This is a genomic window from Nocardia sp. NPDC058640, assembly GCF_042716995.1.
Classification (GTDB): Bacteria; Actinomycetota; Actinomycetes; order Mycobacteriales; family Mycobacteriaceae; genus Nocardia.
In genome coordinates this window covers 175,856-191,525 of the sequence record NZ_JBHXRG010000005.1, presented here as the reverse complement: position 1 = coordinate 191,525, position 15,670 = coordinate 175,856, and the positions used below count along the sequence as shown (strand labels likewise).

17 protein-coding genes are annotated in these 15,670 nt (G+C 67.0%); 10 read left to right on the top strand and 7 right to left on the bottom strand.

Going from position 1 to position 15,670, the window contains the following annotated elements; all coding sequences use genetic code 11:
• Nucleotides 1–4: 4 nt before the first annotated feature.
• From ACFWU5_RS10200 to ACFWU5_RS10190, 3 genes are read right to left on the bottom strand one after another with little or no spacing between them, the layout of a single operon-like run.
• Nucleotides 5–811, bottom strand: a complete 807-nt coding sequence (locus tag ACFWU5_RS10200; protein ID WP_379266857.1) for a GntR family transcriptional regulator — start codon at nt 809–811, stop codon at nt 5–7.
• Nucleotides 812–868: 57 nt separating this feature from the next.
• A complete protein-coding gene (locus ACFWU5_RS10195) occupies nt 869–1,861 on the bottom strand; it encodes a LysR substrate-binding domain-containing protein (RefSeq protein WP_379241735.1) in 993 nt (330 codons plus the stop codon).
• Between the two features lie 14 nt (nt 1,862–1,875).
• Nucleotides 1,876–2,466: a YdcF family protein gene (locus ACFWU5_RS10190; protein WP_379241734.1), complete on the bottom strand. Its 591-nt coding sequence runs from the start codon at nt 2,464–2,466 to the stop codon at nt 1,876–1,878.
• A gap of 250 nt (nt 2,467–2,716) precedes the next feature.
• Between ACFWU5_RS10190 and ACFWU5_RS10185 the strand changes: the two genes are divergently transcribed.
• Nucleotides 2,717–3,718, top strand: coding sequence for a YeiH family protein (locus ACFWU5_RS10185; RefSeq protein WP_379266856.1), 1,002 nt, complete (start codon nt 2,717–2,719; stop codon nt 3,716–3,718).
• A gap of 156 nt (nt 3,719–3,874) precedes the next feature.
• Here the strand turns inward: ACFWU5_RS10185 and ACFWU5_RS10180 are convergent, their stop codons facing one another.
• The 3 genes from ACFWU5_RS10180 to ACFWU5_RS10170 are packed head-to-tail and all read right to left on the bottom strand — an operon-like array spanning nt 3,875 to nt 5,106.
• Complete coding sequence (locus ACFWU5_RS10180) at nt 3,875–4,084, bottom strand: hypothetical protein (RefSeq protein ID WP_379266855.1); 210 nt, start codon at nt 4,082–4,084, stop codon at nt 3,875–3,877.
• A 19-nt stretch (nt 4,085–4,103) separates the two neighbouring features.
• A complete protein-coding gene (locus tag ACFWU5_RS10175; protein WP_379266854.1) occupies nt 4,104–4,631 on the bottom strand; it encodes a MepB family protein in 528 nt (175 codons plus the stop codon).
• 7 nt (nt 4,632–4,638) lie between these two features.
• Nucleotides 4,639–5,106 carry a hypothetical protein gene (locus tag ACFWU5_RS10170; protein WP_379266853.1) on the bottom strand — a complete coding sequence of 156 codons (468 nt, stop codon included), beginning with the start codon at nt 5,104–5,106 and terminating at the stop codon, nt 4,639–4,641.
• A 120-nt stretch (nt 5,107–5,226) separates the two neighbouring features.
• On the opposite strand from ACFWU5_RS10170, the gene ACFWU5_RS10165 reads away from it, so the two are divergent.
• Nucleotides 5,227–5,751, top strand: coding sequence for a DinB family protein (locus ACFWU5_RS10165; protein WP_379266852.1), 525 nt, complete (start codon nt 5,227–5,229; stop codon nt 5,749–5,751).
• A gap of 1 nt (nt 5,752) precedes the next feature.
• On the opposite strand, the gene ACFWU5_RS10160 is transcribed toward ACFWU5_RS10165, so the two are convergent.
• Nucleotides 5,753–6,403 (bottom strand): HAD family hydrolase, encoded by a 651-nt coding sequence (locus tag ACFWU5_RS10160; RefSeq protein ID WP_379266851.1) that lies wholly within the window; start codon nt 6,401–6,403, stop codon nt 5,753–5,755.
• A gap of 150 nt (nt 6,404–6,553) precedes the next feature.
• Here ACFWU5_RS10160 and ACFWU5_RS10155 point away from each other — a divergent pair, with 150 nt between their 5' ends.
• The 8 genes from ACFWU5_RS10155 to ACFWU5_RS10120 all read left to right on the top strand — a co-directional run bounded on the left by ACFWU5_RS10155 (nt 6,554) and on the right by ACFWU5_RS10120 (nt 15,614).
• Nucleotides 6,554–7,249: a PaaI family thioesterase gene (locus ACFWU5_RS10155; protein ID WP_379241726.1), complete on the top strand. Its 696-nt coding sequence runs from the start codon at nt 6,554–6,556 to the stop codon at nt 7,247–7,249.
• Between the two features lie 195 nt (nt 7,250–7,444).
• Nucleotides 7,445–8,212, top strand: a complete 768-nt coding sequence (locus tag ACFWU5_RS10150; RefSeq protein WP_379241725.1) for a GntR family transcriptional regulator — start codon at nt 7,445–7,447, stop codon at nt 8,210–8,212.
• On the top strand, nt 8,212–8,439 hold the full coding sequence (locus tag ACFWU5_RS10145; RefSeq protein WP_379241724.1) for a ferredoxin family protein: 228 nt from the start codon (nt 8,212–8,214) through the stop codon (nt 8,437–8,439). The genes ACFWU5_RS10150 and ACFWU5_RS10145 overlap by 1 nt, the downstream gene beginning before the upstream one ends.
• An 18-nt stretch (nt 8,440–8,457) precedes the next feature.
• Complete coding sequence (locus ACFWU5_RS10140) at nt 8,458–9,888, top strand: ABC transporter substrate-binding protein (protein WP_379266850.1); 1,431 nt, start codon at nt 8,458–8,460, stop codon at nt 9,886–9,888.
• Entirely contained in the window at nt 9,885–10,715 is an 831-nt protein-coding gene (locus ACFWU5_RS10135) for an ABC transporter permease (protein ID WP_379266849.1), read from the top strand. The genes ACFWU5_RS10140 and ACFWU5_RS10135 overlap by 4 nt, the downstream gene beginning before the upstream one ends.
• Complete coding sequence (locus ACFWU5_RS10130) at nt 10,712–11,455, top strand: ABC transporter ATP-binding protein (protein WP_379266848.1); 744 nt, start codon at nt 10,712–10,714, stop codon at nt 11,453–11,455. The genes ACFWU5_RS10135 and ACFWU5_RS10130 overlap by 4 nt, the downstream gene beginning before the upstream one ends.
• A complete protein-coding gene (locus ACFWU5_RS10125; RefSeq protein ID WP_379266847.1) occupies nt 11,452–14,175 on the top strand; it encodes a fumarate reductase/succinate dehydrogenase flavoprotein subunit in 2,724 nt (907 codons plus the stop codon). The genes ACFWU5_RS10130 and ACFWU5_RS10125 overlap by 4 nt, the downstream gene beginning before the upstream one ends.
• Nucleotides 14,176–14,363: 188 nt before the next feature.
• Entirely contained in the window at nt 14,364–15,614 is a 1,251-nt protein-coding gene (locus ACFWU5_RS10120) for a serine hydrolase (RefSeq protein ID WP_379266846.1), read from the top strand.
• Nucleotides 15,615–15,670 lie beyond the last annotated feature (56 nt).

The following is a 15,670-nucleotide window of genomic DNA, read 5'->3' as shown; positions in this document are numbered from 1 at the left end:
GGGATCAACCCCTTTCGTTGTTGTCGCGGGTGCGCCGCGAAGTCACCGGGACGCGATCCAGTCGCCCGGACAGGGAGAACCGGTCGCCGCGATAGCGGATGTATTCCAGATCCACGGGTCGACCGGAATCGGTGTAGGTGAGCCGTTCCAGGAACAGCAGCGGGGAGCCGGCGCGCACCTGCAGCAGGCCCGCGACCGTGGGGTCGGCGGCGACCGCCTCGATCGCGACCGCGGCGGAGCCCAGCGGCAGACCGAGTTCGGCTTCCAACAGGCCGAACACGTCGCAGCCGGTGAGGTCTTTGTCCAGCAGCGGAATGCCGATGTCGGCGGTGAGGTAGCTGGCATCCAGCGACAGCGGGGTGCCGTCGAGGTAGCGCACGCGTTCCAGCGCGACCACGGGGTCGCCGGGGGCGAGCTCGAGCCGTTCGGCGACCAACGGCGTGGCGGGCACGACCTCGGCGAGCAGGACCTGGTTCACCACCCGGTCGCTGCTGGTTTCGAAGGTTTCGGCCAGGCCACGCAGGCGGTCCAGACCCTGCACTGCTTTGTCGGCGACCACGAACGTGCCGGCACCGGGGACCCGGTCGATCAGGCCTTCGTCGCGCAGCAGGGTCAGTGCGTCGCGGACGATATTGCGGCTGGTGGCGAAGTCGGCGGCGAGCAGGGCTTCGGCGGGCAGTGCGCGGTTGCCGTAGACGCCGCTGCGGATGCGGGCGCGCAGGATGTCGCGGATGCGCCGGGCCGGTGCGCTGCGTCGGCCCGAACCCGGATCGGGAGGCCGGGGCCTGGCCGAGGAGGAAGTGGCTGTCATGCGGCAAATGCTGCGAACGTCGCGTTACAAGGGACGTTTCGGGCAATTACCGGATGGTTACGCCAGTTCCGGGCTTTCCGGCAAGCCCTCTACCTGCGGTGATACCGACGGTCCCGGTAGTCCCACCACTGCGCCTCTGGCGTTTTCCAGGCGCGCGGCCCGTTCGACGAGTAGTTCGCCCGGTCCCGACGGTGGGGTGTTGCGGCGCCAGATCGCGCGGAATTTGCGGGTCAGGCGGGCGGCGTCGGCGCAGGGGACCTGGACCAGGGTGCCGGTTGCCAGGTCTGGTGCCGCGATCAGACGGCTCAGGACGGCGGGGGCCATTCCTGTTCTCGCGGCGGCCACGATCGCGCCGGTCGAGCCCAGTTCGGCGGCGGGGTCCGCGGGTGGGGCCGCAGTGGCCAGTAGGTCCCAGACGGTGTCGCGGGTGCCCGAGCCGGGTTCGCGCCACAGCAGGGCCGTGTCGGCCAGTTCTCGGAGTGTGATCGGCGTTTTCCGTTGTGCCCAGGGATGATTCGGTGCCACGACCACGACCAGGTCGTCGGCGCCGAGTACTCGGCTGCCGAGGCCGGCCGGTGGATGTGGGCCTTCTACGAAGCCCAAGTCGGCGGTCCCGTCTCTGACCAGCCCGGCCACCTGCGTGGAGTTCTCGACTTCCAGCGAGATCACCACTTCGGGATGGTCGGTGCGCAGGGCGGCGAGCCAGTGCGGAATCCGGTGGTCGGCAATGGTTTTCGAGGCAGCGATGCGTAGGCGTGGGGCCTGCGCGGTGCGGAGTCTGGCGACATCGTCCACGAGATCTTTGACCGCCGACAGGACCGTGCGCGCGTGCGCGACCACCGCGCGGCCCGCATCGGTGAGTTCGGAGCCGGTCGGGCCACGATCGAGCAGCTTCACGTGCATCCGGCGTTCCAGGGCGCTGATCCGCATACTCGCGGCGGGCTGACTGACCCCGTGCCTGCGGGCAGCGGCGCCCAGGCTGCCCAGTTCGGCCACCGACACGAGCAGGTCGAGGACCTCCAAGTCGGGCGTTCCGGGTGGCAGGGTCATGCGCTGATTATGGGTCAAGCATCGTGAATGCGATCGTGGTGGAGCTTCTTGGCGATGCTGTAGACGGCGAAGACCGGCTTCAGCGGCATCCATTCACCGAAGCGGTAGTCGCGGCCGCGCACCAGGCGGGACGCCAGTTCCGGGCTCTGGTCGGCGAGGAATTGCCGGGCGATCTCGGCGTGCGTGGGCAGCGAGACAATCTTGATCCGGTCGACGTCTTTCAGGAACGGGATCGCGAAAGCGATGTTCTCCCAAGTGGATCGGCTCGACTCCTCCAGCACGAGTTCACCGTCGTACCCACACTCTTGCGTGGCATAGGCAGCCATCAACGACGCCTCGGACCGCGTTCCGGCGCACGCCCCACCGCACACCACCAGCCGAGTCTGCGACGCCATCGGATCCATGGATCGCAACCCAGCACGCACCCGCCACCTGTTCATGGCATTGGCCCGCGGCCCCGCATCGCGGTAACCCAGCACCACGACAGCCTCGGAGCCAGTGTTCCCGGTCCCGAGACTGCGACGCGAGGCCCGCCAATTCGCCCACTCACCCCACAGCAGGACACCGAGACCGGCGGCGATGGCGAGACGAGTCCGTTTCCGCACCTGTCCAGCAAACCACGGACCCACCCGGCTTTCCCACCCGTTCCTGATCATGATCCGCCGGATTTCCAGCATCAGACCGGCGTAATCACCCAAAACGTCGCCAAAAAGTCAGAAAACTGACTTTCGAGCCGCCGATTGTACGATTACGCCGGTTCCCCTCCGCCGTGGCGGCCTGCACATAAGCCACACTTATGGGTACCCGGTGAATCGGCCTCTACCTGGACATCCGCCGCCCGGCGAAGGTGGAGAGGTGAACCGCGCTCGAACTCTCGCCCCCGGCCTGACCCTCGCCCTGCTCATCGCCGCCGCCGCAACACCGGCAGGCAAGGCGTTGCCGATGGTCGGCGCTCCGGTGCTGGCACTGGGTGCGGGAGCGGCGGCCGGCATGGTGTTGCGGCGCAGTCCGAGCACGGTTTTCGAACCCGGCCTCGATGTCGCACGGCAACGGCTACTCGGCCTCGCCATCGTGCTGCTCGGCCTCGGCCTGCCGCTGGGGTCGGTCGTGGCCGTGGGACGCGAGACGGCTGTGGTGCTGATCGGGACGCTGGTCGTCGGCGGTGTCGCGGCGTTCTTCGTCGGACGGATGCTGGCGGTGGACAAGGAATCGGCGACGCTGATCGCCGTGGGCACGACCATCTGCGGGGCCTCCGCGATCGCCGCCGCCACCGCGGTACTGCGCCCCGACAAGCAACGCGTGGCCTACGCGCTGGGCACCATCTTCATCTTCAATGTGACTGCGGTACTGGTCTATCCGCCGCTGGGCCGCGCGCTGGGCCTGTCGCAGGAGGCTTTCGGACTGTGGGCGGGCACCGCGATCAACGACACATCGTCGGTCCTGGCCGCGGGCGTCATCTTCGGAGCCGGCGCGGCACATTTCGCGGTAATCGTGAAGATGGTCCGCAGCCTCGCCATCATCCCCCTCTGCATCGGCCTGCACGCCGGCCGCCGTCACCTCGCCGAGCGGGCCGACACACCCACGGCATCGCTGCGCCAGGCGGTCCCCCTCTTCGTCATCCTGTTCCTCGCCGCCTCGCTCATCGCGAGCCTGAACATCCTGCCCACCTGGCTCACCGAATCCCTCACCACCACCAGCAGCTGGCTGATCGCCACCGTCCTCGCCGCCATCGGCACCTCCCTCACCCTCGCCCGCCTCCGCACCGCAGGCCCGCGCCCCCTCATCCTGGGCGGCACACTCGGCCTGATCCTGGGACTCACCAGCCTCGCGCTGATGTCCCTCACCGGGTGGTTATGACGGATCGCCGTCCGCCTTCGCGGTCAGCTCACCGAATTCCTTCTCGACCTCATGCGGCTTGCCGTTCCCGTACACCACCGCCGAAGACAGCGGCGTTCGAACCACACGCACCCCGAATCGCGCGGCACCGTCTGTGCGGCCACCGCCCGCAGCCTGCTAAACCAATTCGACCTCGTCGAAACCAACGGTCAGCTTGTGCCGCCGCTCGCGCAGCACATTCCCTTCGCGATGAACGGTCCCCTCCCCGAACTCGATGCGCAACTGTGCACGGCGAGTGTCGACCTCACGGACAACCCCGCAGATGCCGCTGAACGGACCTGCCGGGAAGTACACGACGTCGCCCGGTCCATATTCGGTAAGCCCCACGGCGACACTGTAATCCACGTCATCGTGGATCGTCGGTGTGTATCGAGCCGGGCGTAGGGCGCACTGGTTCGTAGAGGTTCTGCGCGATCTCCAGGTCGATGTTGTCGAGATCGAGGAAGTGGGCACACTGCCACCTCTGCGACCTTCGTGCCTGCTTGTTCGCCGTCACCGACCAGGGCGGATAAACCCGGAATCCGCGCTTTCCACCACCGCCGGCGACGGACACGATCCCGTGCTCGGCGAGTGCGGTTTTCGGGAACACGAACTGGCCGAAACGCGCTTCCTCACGGACGGTGATCACCAACAGATCGGCACCGCTTTCGGCCGCGAGCGGCACCGTCGAACCGTCCACGGCCCGCCGCCACACCGAGACGAACAAGCCCACCTTCGTGGGCGTCAGCTTCCCCACCCGGAATCGAACCGATCCGCGTCCGACCTCGGCCACGCACGCGCCGTACTCGGCGTTCTCCGATTCGGGGATCGCAGCCGAAATATCCAGTCCCAGAACGCCGATGAGATTTCGCGCCGCGACTACATCAGGGTGCACCGCAAAACTATTCACCGAAGTCCAGGTCGAAGTCGGACAGGAGTTCGTCGGCGCGGGATAGGGCTTGGTCTAGTTCGTCGGTGGCGGAGTCCATCAGGGAGATGCCGGCGAGCATGTCGGAGAGTTCGGTGTGGAGGGCGTGGAGTTCGACTATGGCGGGGTCGATGGTGGTCCAGGCGACGGTGTCGGACCACCAGGTGTCGCGTTGGATCCAGGACCAGAGGATGTCGCGGACGAGGCGGGCGTCGGTGGTGAACAACTGGCGGTGGTCGGTGTCGGTGGTGTGTTCGAGTTCGTAGGTGCCGTCGTCGAGGTAGCGGGCCTGGATTCGGTCGGTGGGGGTGCGGGTGAGTACGAGGAAGGGGTGGTCGGCGGATGGGTCGGCGGCGACCGTGCCGGGGCGCGCGGGGTCGATGGGTGACGGGGTGTGGGAGCCGTCGCCTAGATGGACTACGACCTCGGGCTGGGCATCCATCGGGCCAGTGTGCCGGATGGGTGTGGGAACCGACCAGCGGGACCGATGGCGGATATGCGGTTCATCGCCGGCGGCTGAAATCGAGCTGCGTGGCGACAGACCGCCGGTAACGTGCCTGCGATGACGTGGACCGCACCTGAACTCGAGCCGACCAAGACTCTCGCGGACGGTGCGGAACGTCCGATGTTGCAGTCCTGGTTGGACTTTCATCGCCAGACGCTGCTGGGCAAATGCGGTGGACTCGATGGCGAACAGCTGGCTGTGCGTTCGGTGGAACCGTCGAAGTTGACGCTGCTCGGACTGGTTCGCCACCTCACCGATGTCGAGCGCAGCTGGTTCCGGGCGTGGGCGGCGGGTGAGCCGCTGGAACCGATCTACTACTCCGAGGCCGCGCCCGACAACGACTTCGATGCCCTCGACTCGCTCTCCGCCGAGGACGTTTTCGCCGCCTATCACGCCGAAGTCGCCGCCTGTGACGCCGCCATCGCCGACCTACCGCTTGACCATGTCTTCCGCGCGCCGTGGCGCGACACCGGCTACACCCTGCGCTGGGCCTACCTACACATGATCGAGGAGTACGCCCGCCACAACGGCCACGCGGACCTGTTGCGCGAGCGGATCGACGGCGTCACCGGCAGTTTCTGACTCAGCCGGTGATGACCTCGGGTGTGAGTTGGTCGAGGTTGTCGATGACCACGTCGGCCAGGGCCAGCGCGTCGGGCAGCGGCGGGAACTGCGGGCGCGGCGCCGCGATCAGACGCATGCCCGCATTGTGCGCCGAGATCAGCCCGTTGGTCGAATCCTCCACGGCGGTACAGCTTTTGGGGTCCAGTTCGAGCCGTTGCGCGACGGCGAGGTAGACGTCGGGCGAGGGCTTGCCGTGGCCGACCTCCTCGGTGGACATCACCGCCGAGAACAGATCGAGCAGCCCTGACTTCGCCAGCACCAGGTCGATCAGGGTGGCAGGCGAGGAACTGGCGAGACCGAGCTTGAACGACCCCGCGCACCGCCGCACGGTATCGACCGCACCGGGCAGCAGCGGAATGTGCTGGGAGTACTTGTAGGCCATCAGATTGATGATGTTGTCGGCGACCACCCCCGGCTGTTCCGCCACACCGAGATCGTCGGCCATATAGGTCGACCACTCGACGGTGTTCATCCCCATCATCTTGGTCTGCGCATCCGGTTGCCACCGGCCATCTTTGAGGTTGACGTAATCGTGCCGGACCTGTTCCCAGATCGGTTCGGAGTCGATCAGCACGCCGTCCATGTCGAACACAACCGCCGCGATACCCATGCGCCCAGCCTTTCGCCGTCTTTCGCCAACGTCTCGACCTGCTCGGTGATCACCGTTGAGCCTAATAGACCCAGCAACCTCACCGCACCCATCCACGCGGCAGCGATCCCCAGCGAGAACATCCAGCTCGGGCCCTATAACGTGTTGCATATGGATAATGCACAGGCCGGAAACGCGCTGCCGAACGCAGAGCACCAGCTGCCAGACGCTGAGCATCACGAGGGCGGCTTCCGACCGATCGCCGAGCTGATCCAGGCGAGCAAAGACGCGGACCAGGGTCAGTTGCCCGGCGGTCCGCAGTACGGTGAGCTGGTCGAACAGGTCCGCGAGCTGATGGACCGGGTGCGGCTGATCAACCCCTCCGACGAGCTGGCCAAGGAAACGATCGCCACGCTCGAGCAGCTCAACGCCCGCCTGGACGCGGCCGTGGTCGACGAGTGGTCCTCGCCCAGCTGGACCCGCACCGACCTGCCCGCGCGCGGCAACATCACCCTGCCGCCGTACACGGTGCGCACAGTCAGCCGCGACGGCGTGACCGCGGACCTGACCTTCCGCACCTTCCACCTGGGTGGCAACAGTGCCGCGCACGGCGGCCACATCGCGCTGGCCTTCGACGACCTGTGCGGCATGGCCGCCGCGGTCAACACCAAGGAGATCACCCGCACCGCCTCGCTGACGGTGGACTACCGGTCGATCACCCCGCTCAACACCGCGCTGACCCTGCGTTCGTGGGTCGAGAACCGTGAGGGGCGCAAGGTGTATCTGCGCGCGACACTGCACGACGGTGAGCGGCTGTGTGCCGAGGCGCACGGGTTGTTCATCGTGCTCAATCCCGGCCAGCCCTGATCGAACGTCGCGCGGCGACATTGCGATCGGCGTGATCGCAATGTCGCCCGCGTGCGTCCAGGTGGCGCAATAGCGGCCTGTTCCCGAATTGTCGCAGGTCGCGCGAATCGTCACCCGGCGTAGAAACATCCCCTGAATTCGCGGCCGGATCGCGGCGCAGCGGTGGTCGCGAAATCGCCGCTATCGTCGCTGTTCATGCAGGTCAGCGAGAGAACCGAACCCACTCCGATCCGCGGCCAGCGTGCCGATCGGGCCCGCCGGGTCGCCGATATCCTGCGCCACCAGATCCTGGCGGGCGCGGTGGTCGGCGCGTTGCCCGGCGAGCAGGAACTGGCCGCCGAGCACGACACCTCCCGCAACACCGTGCGCGAGGCACTGGCGTTGTTACGCGACGAGGGCCTCATCGATCGTGCGCCCAAGGTCGGCACCCGCGTGGCCGCCCGCAAATTCGACCACGGTCTCGACGCGCTGCTCGGCTTGCAGGAAACGCTGAAGGGCCACGGCACCGTCCGCAACGAGGTCCGGGCCGCGACCACGATCACCGCTCCCCCGGCGGTCGCGCGCCGGCTCGAGCTGGCGCCGGGCGACAAGGTCGTCTATATCGAACGGCTGCGTTTCCTCGCCGATCTGCCGCTGAGCCTGGACCTGACCTATCTCGCCCCCGACGTTGGCACCGAACTGCTGGCCCACGATCTCGAGTCCACCGATGTGTTCGTCCTGCTCGAGCAGATCACCGGACAGTCGTTGGGCGCGGCCGATCTCGCGCTGGAAGCCGTTGCGGCAGACCCACATACGGCCACCACGCTCGACACTCCGGCGGGCGCACCGCTGTTGATGCTGGAACGTCTCACACACCTCGACGACGGCCGTCCCGTCGACCTCGAATACATCCGTATGCGCGGTGACCGCATCACCATGCGCGGTCACCTCACCCGCAGCACCCCCGAATGGAAGGTCCTGTAATGGCACTGGTCCCCCAGCGCGCCGACGTCCCGGTGACGATCGACGAATCGCTGTGCATCACCGGCTGCACCCTCTGCGTGGACATGTGCCCACTGGATTCCCTTGCCATTCACCAGGATTCGGGCAAGGCCTACATGCACGTGGACGAGTGCTGGTACTGCGGCCCGTGCGCGGCGCGCTGTCCCACCGGTGCTGTGTCCGTCAACATGCCCTATCTGCTCCGCTGAAACCCGGGAACCTCACGCATGAAGATCACCGCATTCGCCCCTGTCGCACTGGCTTTCGCGCTCACCGTGGCCGGCTGCTCGCTCGAAAGTTCCGATGCCGCACCGGCGGGCACCGTCAAGGTCGTCATCGGCTACCAGTCCAAGACCATCAACACCGTCACCGCGGGCACGCTGCTGAAGGCACAGGGTTACCTGGAGCAGCGGCTGCAGAAGATCACCGACGGTGGTGGTGCGAAGTACCAGGTGGAGTGGCAGGACTACGACACCGGCGCGCCGATCACCGCGCAGATGGTAGCCGAGAAGATCGATATCGGGTCGATGGGCGATTATCCGTTGCTGATCAACGGATCTCGCACGCAGGCCAATGAGCGCGCCCGCACCGAACTGGTGTCGATCACCGGGTACAACCCCAAGGGTGCGCTGAATATGGTTGTGGTGCCCAAGGATTCACCGGCGCGTTCGTTGACGGATCTGGCCGGGCAGAAGATCTCGGCCAGTGTGGGTTCGGCCGGGCACGGCACGTTGGTGCAGGCGCTGTCGCGGGCGGGGATCGACCCGGCCAAGGGTGTGGAGGTGCTCAACCAGCAGCCGCAGGTCGGGGCGACCGCGCTGGAATCGCATCAGGTGAGCGCACTGTCGCAGTTCGTGGCGTGGCCGGGGCTGCTGGTGCACCAGAACAAGGCCACGCTGCTCTACGACGGCGCCGAGCTGAACGTGCCGACTTTTCACGGTGTGGTGGCGCGGCGCGCGTACGCGGCTGATCACCCCGAGGTACTGCAGGCGTTCCTGGCCGCTCAGTTGGATGCGACCGCGTTCCTCAACGAGAAGCCTTTCGAGGCAGCCGATCTCGTCGCGAAGGGGTCGGGTCTGCCGCAGGAGGTCGTGTACCTCTACAACGGTCCCGGCGGTACCAGTTTCGACACCACGCTCAAGGCGAACCTGATCGCGGCGTTCAAAGATGATGTGAACTACTTGAAGTCGATCGGAGATTTCGCCGATCTCGACATCGACGCGTTCGTCCAGGACGGACCGCTGCGCATGGCCTTCGCCGAGACCGGCCGCAACGACTACGACACCGCACTGGCGTCGAGGGTCAACCCGAGCAAGGTGACCGGCACCGATCCAATTTGCGCTGTACCCGTGAGCGATCCGGCGCTGGCCGGGGAGATCTGGGTCGACGGCGCCGACAAGCCGCAACCCGCCGCCGATCCCGGCTGCTTGTTGCGGGCCGTGCAGGCGGCGAAGGCGCAGGGCAAAACTGTTCGCGCGGTGTACATTCCGGATGCAGAGCTCGGCACCCGCTGGTTCGCCGACAAGGCGATCTGGTTGCGCGAGGATGCCCGGTACCTGCCGTTCACCACGCAGGCGGCGGCCGACCGTTACCGCGCCACCCATCCCACCGCCGCGCCGGTCGCCTATGAGCAGGCTGTGACGGAAGTCCGCGGATGAGCACGATTTCCGAGCAGGCCGCCCCGATCACGACCCTTCACGTGGACAACAGATCGGTGTGGGTGTCGAGGGTCGTTCGTGTCGCCTCGGTCGCGGGGGCGATCGGCCTGTGGCAGTTGCTCACCGCGGGCGATGTGCGCGCCGGCCTACGCTTCGACACCCTGCCGACGGTGACCGAGATCGTCGCCGAGTTCGGTGAACACCTGGGCACCGGCCAGTACTACCTCGACATCGCACAATCGCTGATCCGCATCATCACCGGATTCGGACTGGCCGCGATCATCGGCGTGCTCGCCGGCATCGGCTTGGGCCGTTCACGCCTGCTGGCCGACGTGTTCGGTCCGCTGGCCGAACTGATCCGCCCGATCCCCGCGATCGCGCTGGTGCCGGTGGCGATCCTGCTGTTCCCCAGCGACGAATCCGGCATCGTGTTCATCACTTTCACCGCGTCACTGTTCCCCGTGCTGGTGAGTACGAGGCACGCGACGCGGGCGCTGCCGACCATCTGGGAGGACGCGATCCGCACGCTGGGCGCGTCGCGGCGGGAGGTGCTGACCCGCGTGGTCGTGCCCGGAATCCTGCCCGGTGTGTTCAGCGGCCTGTCGGTAGGCATGGGCGTGGCGTGGATCTGCCTGATCTCCGCGGAGATGATCTCCGGGCGCCTGGGCATCGGCTACCGCACCTGGCAGTCCTACACCATCGTCGACTACCCGGCCGTGTTCGTCGGCATGATCACCATCGGGGTGCTCGGCTTCCTCACCTCCGGAATCGTCGAACTGGCAGGCCGTCGGGTGACCCGCTGGCTGCCGCGAGAGGTTGCGTCATGACCACGACCACCGCCGCGCCCGCCGTCTCGGTCGGCATGCGATTGGACCTGGAGTCCGTGCGCATCGACTACGGACCCAAAACCGTTGTGCACGACCTGGATCTGACGATCGCCGCCGGTGAGATCCTGGTACTGGTCGGCAAATCCGGCTGCGGCAAGTCGACCCTGTTGCGCGCGATCGCCGGTCTGCGCAAGCCGAGCGCTGGGCGTATTCGCGCCGACGAGGACCAGGTCACCGGCCCCTCGGCTGATCGCGCGCTGGTGTTCCAGGACGACGCGCTGCTGCCGTGGCGAACGGCGCGCGCCAATATCGATCTGGCGCTGCGTCTTCGGGGCGTGTCCCGTAGCGAGCGGTCGGCGCGTGCGCAACGTTGGCTCGATGAGGTCGGGCTCAGCGGCTACGCCGACTATCTGCCGCGTGACCTGTCCGGCGGTATGCGCCAACGGGTTCAGCTCGCACGCAGCTTGGCGGGTTCGCCGCGCGCGGTCCTCATGGACGAGCCGTTCGGCGCACTGGACAGTCAGACCCGTGCGGAGATGCAACGTCTGCTCGTGCACACCTGGCGCGCGCACCCCACCACCATTGTTTTCGTCACCCACGACCTCGACGAGGCCTTGCTGCTCGGCGACCGGATCGCCGTGCTCGGCGCCGGCTCGCTGCGCACGGTCGTCGACGTTCCCGACCCGCGCGAACCGGTGGACCGGCAGGCTTTGCGGGCCCGAATCCTGGAGTCACTGTGAACATTCCCGACCTGTCCGACCGCATTCGCCTGGACTGCGATGTGCTGGTCATCGGCGGCGGCACGGCGGGCACCATGGCCGCGCTCACCGCCGCCGAGTCCGGCGCGAACGTGCTGCTGCTCGAGAAGGCGCATGTGCGCCATTCCGGGGCACTCGCGATGGGTATGGACGGTGTGAACAACGCGGTGATCCCCGGCAAGGCCGAACCCGAGGACTACGTCGCCGAGATCACCCGCGCCAACGACGGCATCGTCGACCAGCGCACCGTGTATCAAACGGCCACACGGGGTTTCGCGATGGTGCAGCGCCTCGAGCGGTACGGGGTGAAGTTCGAGAAGGACGAATACGGCGAGTACGCGGTGCGCCGAGTGCATCGGTCGGGGTCGTATGTGCTGCCGATGCCCGAGGGCAAGGATGTGAAGAAGGCGCTGTATCGCGTTCTGCGGCAACGGAAGATGCGCGAGAAGATCCGCATCGAGAACCGGTTGATGCCGGTGCGAGTTCTCACACACGAGGGCCGAGCCGTGGGTGCGGCCGCATTGAATACGCGCACAGGCGAATTCGTCGAAGTGGCCGCGAAAGCGGTGATTCTGGCGACCGGCCCGTGTGGTCGACTCGGGCTGCCCGCCTCGGGCTACCTGTATGGCACCTACGAGAATCCGACCAACGCGGGCGACGGCTATTCGATGGCTTATCACGCGGGCGCGGAACTCTCCGGGATCGAATGCTTCCAGATCAACCCGCTCATCAAGGATTACAACGGCCCCGCGTGCGCGTATGTCGCCAACCCGTTCGGTGGCTACCAGGTAAACGCCGAGGGTGAACGTTTCGTCGACTCCGATTACTGGTCGGGGCAGATGATGGCGGAGGTGAAGCAGGAGATCGAATCCGCGCGCGGGCCGATCTATCTCAAGGTCTCCCACCTGCCGGACGAAACACTGTCGACCCTCGAGTCGATCCTGCACACCACCGAACGCCCGACTCGCGGGACCTTCCACGCCAACCGGGGCCACGACTATCGCACGCACGATATCGAGATGCACATCTCCGAAATCGGTTTGTGCGGCGGGCATTCCGCGTCCGGTGTGTGGGTGGACGAGAACGCGCGCACCACCGTGCCCGGCCTGTACGCGGCGGGTGACCTGGCGTGCGTGCCGCACAACTACATGATCGGCGCGTTCGTCTACGGCGACCTGGCCGGCGCGCACGCAGCCTCGACTCTGACCGAACTCGATGCGCCTGGCGAACTGCCCGAGGATCAACTCGCGGAAGCCCACGAACTGATCTACCGGCCGTTGCGTCAGCCGGAAGGCCCACCACAGCCACAGGTCGAATACAAACTGCGCCGATTCGTGAATGATTATGTGGCGCCGCCGAAAACGGCTGCCAAGCTGTCGATCGCCGTCGAGACTTTCGAGCGGATGCGCGCCGAAGTCGACGGCATCGGCGCGCAAACCCCGCACGAACTAATGCGTGCCGTGGAGGTGCAGTTCATTCGCGATTGCGCCGAAATGGCTTCGCGCAGTTCGCTCACGCGTACCGAGTCCCGCTGGGGCCTCTATCACGACCGTGCGGACATCCCCGAGCGTGACGACGAGTCGTGGAATTTCCATTTGAACTTGCGTAAGACCGCCGACGGTGAGATGGAGTTCGTCAAGCGGTCGGTGGCGCCGTACCTGGTGCCGGTGCCGGGCCTCGATGATGTGCCCTCTGCCGAACCGATCGTCGAGGTGATCGCCCAGCCCGAACTGGTGGGAACTCGGGCCCCGCAGCGGGAAGCTCCCGTTCGCACCGCCGCCGCACCGGTGTCGCCGTCCTCGCCACGGCTGGTCACGCTGCTAGCCCTGGATTCCCCTGTGGTCGAGGACCTTTCGACCTATCTCACCGATCCCGATCCGGTCGTTCGCGTGGCGGCCCTGTCGGTGCTCACCGAGAACACCCCCGAGGGATTCGCCGATGAACTGGTGCGGGCGTTGGGTGACGAGGCGGCCTCGGTGCGTCGCGCGGCCACCGAGAGTCTGCGGGAACTGGTGGAGGTGCTCGCGGGAGCCGGTGCGCTGAGCGAGCACCTCGACTCCCCCGACCCCCTCGTCCGCGCGACCGTCGTCGACCTGCTGCGCGCACTTCGGGCGGGTTCGGCATCGGATTACCGTGTGGCACTGGGTGATACCGATCATCGAGTCAGGATCGAAGCGGTGCGCGCCCTGGTCTCGCTCGACGATGCCGAGGCGGTGTCGTCGATCGCGGGCGATGTCAACCGTGAGGTGCGCATCGCCGTCGCCCACGGGCTCGCGTCGATCGGCGACGGCGGCGTCGCGGTGATCCGCACTCTCGCAAGCGATTCCGATCCGTTGGTCCGTGCCGCGGCGTTCACCGCTTTCGCCGCGCTGGGAACCTCCGCCGTCGATGTCTCCGAACTCACTGCGGCACTGCAGCATTCAGCCTGGCAGGTGCGCGTAGGCGCCGCGCGCGGGCTGGCGGGTTCGAGCCCGGAGACGGGCGTGGTGCCGTTGAGCGAAGCGCTCACCGACCGCCACCTCGACGTCCGCAAGGCGGCAGTGCTATCCCTGTCCACCTGGCCACACAGTGCCGCCGCGCTCGACGCGCTGGAGTCGGCGATCACCGATCCCGACGCCGACGTCCGCGCCTACGCCCGCCGCGCGGTGACTGCAGCGGGTCGCACACGCGTCGACGCGTCGCTGACGGAGGTCACCGCGTGATCAGCGCCGCACCATCGCCACGGTGCCGCGGTGCGGAGGCGGCGCGATCGCCGATTCGACGGGTGCCGACAACGGCGGATTCAGGTGCCGGTACCCCGAAGTTCGGCGGCGGGTCTGCGACCTGGTGTCACCGTTCTACGGGCAGCGCGCTCAGGATTATCACAGGTCAGCATCGGTAGGCTGGCCAGATGAGCGCACTTCCTGCCACGCTGATCACGGTCACCGATGACCTGGACGCGGTGACCACGATCGGTCACGAGGACGATCCGGCCGCGGTCGGCTCGTCGCGTGCCGACGTCGAGGCGATCTGGGCGTCGGTGCGCGCGTGGTACGCGCTGGGCACCACCCCCGCCATTCAGGTGTGCCTGCGGCGCAACGGCGGGATCGTGCTGAACCGGACGATCGGTCACGGCTGGGGCAACGCGCCGGGCGACGGTCCGGACGCCGAGAAGATCTTGGCGACCCCGCAGACACCGTTCTGCGGGTTCTCCACCGCCAAGGGTGTCGCCGCCACGCTGATGTTCATGCTCATCGAACAGGGCGTGTTCAGGCTGAAAGACCGTGTGTCCGACCACATTCCGGAGTTCGCCGCCAACCGTAAAGGCGCGATCACTATCGGCGACGTGCTCTCGCATTCGGCCGGTATCCCGTTCATCACCGCACCACACAACGGAACCGCCGCTGTCCTGGACGAGGAACTGGCCGTGGCCACTCTCATCGACCTCGTGCCGAGTTGGGCCCCCGGCCGTGTCCGCGTCTACCACGCACTCACCAGCGGCCTGATCCAACGACTGCTCGTACAACGAGCGACCGGCAAGCGGATGCGCGACCACCTCGACGAGCAGGTGCTCACCCCACTGGGCTTCCGCTGGAACAACTTCGGCGTCGGTCCCGCAGAGGTGAACCAGGTGGTGCCGAGCGTGAAAACCGGTCCGCCGCAACCCCGCCTGGCCCGATTCCTGGCGAACAAGGCGCTGGGCGGCCACATGGACAAGGCGTCCAAGTCGACCAACGACGCCTTCCTCGCCGCCGAACTTCCCTCCGGCAACCTGGTCACCACCGCCTTCGAACTGTCGCGCTTCTACGAAATCCTCGCGCGCGGTGGAGAATTGGACGGCATCAGGATCATCGAACCCGACACGCTGCGCGACGCGATCGCTCCCGCCGACCGGATCCCCAGTTTGGCGGGCCGGGTCAGTCGTGCGGGGTTCGAGTTGGGCGCGCGCCGATCGAAATTCGGTCGCGACACCGAGTCCCACTTCGGTCGCAGCGGCCTGACCACCCAGTACGGCTGGGCCGACCCGACCCGCGGCCTGTCAGGGGCGATCCTGACCAACGGCAAGGCAGCTACCGACCTCGAACGCCCGACACGACTGGTCGCGCAGATCTCCGACACCCTGCGCCCACTGCCGTTGGCGGACAGACTCTTTCGCCCCTGATCCGGCATCCGCGCTCAGCGTTCCCTACTCGCCTTCGGGACCGTTCGGGCGAATAG

Excerpts from the sequence above, each read along its gene's own strand:
- ACFWU5_RS10135 (WP_379266849.1), top strand. The coding sequence starts at position 9,885 with ATGAGCACGATTTCCGAGCAGGCCGCCCCGATCACGACCCTTCACGTG.
- ACFWU5_RS10200 (WP_379266857.1), bottom strand. The coding sequence starts at position 811 with ATGACAGCCACTTCCTCCTCGGCCAGGCCCCGGCCTCCCGATCCGGGT.
- ACFWU5_RS10150 (WP_379241725.1), top strand. The coding sequence starts at position 7,445 with ATGCAGGTCAGCGAGAGAACCGAACCCACTCCGATCCGCGGCCAGCGT.
- ACFWU5_RS10170 (WP_379266853.1), bottom strand. The coding sequence starts at position 5,106 with ATGGATGCCCAGCCCGAGGTCGTAGTCCATCTAGGCGACGGCTCCCAC.
- ACFWU5_RS10195 (WP_379241735.1), bottom strand. The coding sequence starts at position 1,861 with ATGACCCTGCCACCCGGAACGCCCGACTTGGAGGTCCTCGACCTGCTC.
- ACFWU5_RS10165 (WP_379266852.1), top strand. The coding sequence starts at position 5,227 with ATGACGTGGACCGCACCTGAACTCGAGCCGACCAAGACTCTCGCGGAC.
- ACFWU5_RS10140 (WP_379266850.1), top strand. The coding sequence starts at position 8,458 with ATGAAGATCACCGCATTCGCCCCTGTCGCACTGGCTTTCGCGCTCACC.
- ACFWU5_RS10145 (WP_379241724.1), top strand. The coding sequence starts at position 8,212 with ATGGCACTGGTCCCCCAGCGCGCCGACGTCCCGGTGACGATCGACGAA.
- ACFWU5_RS10130 (WP_379266848.1), top strand. The coding sequence starts at position 10,712 with ATGACCACGACCACCGCCGCGCCCGCCGTCTCGGTCGGCATGCGATTG.
- ACFWU5_RS10155 (WP_379241726.1), top strand. The coding sequence starts at position 6,554 with ATGGATAATGCACAGGCCGGAAACGCGCTGCCGAACGCAGAGCACCAG.
- ACFWU5_RS10120 (WP_379266846.1), top strand. The coding sequence starts at position 14,364 with ATGAGCGCACTTCCTGCCACGCTGATCACGGTCACCGATGACCTGGAC.
- ACFWU5_RS10160 (WP_379266851.1), bottom strand. The coding sequence starts at position 6,403 with ATGGGTATCGCGGCGGTTGTGTTCGACATGGACGGCGTGCTGATCGAC.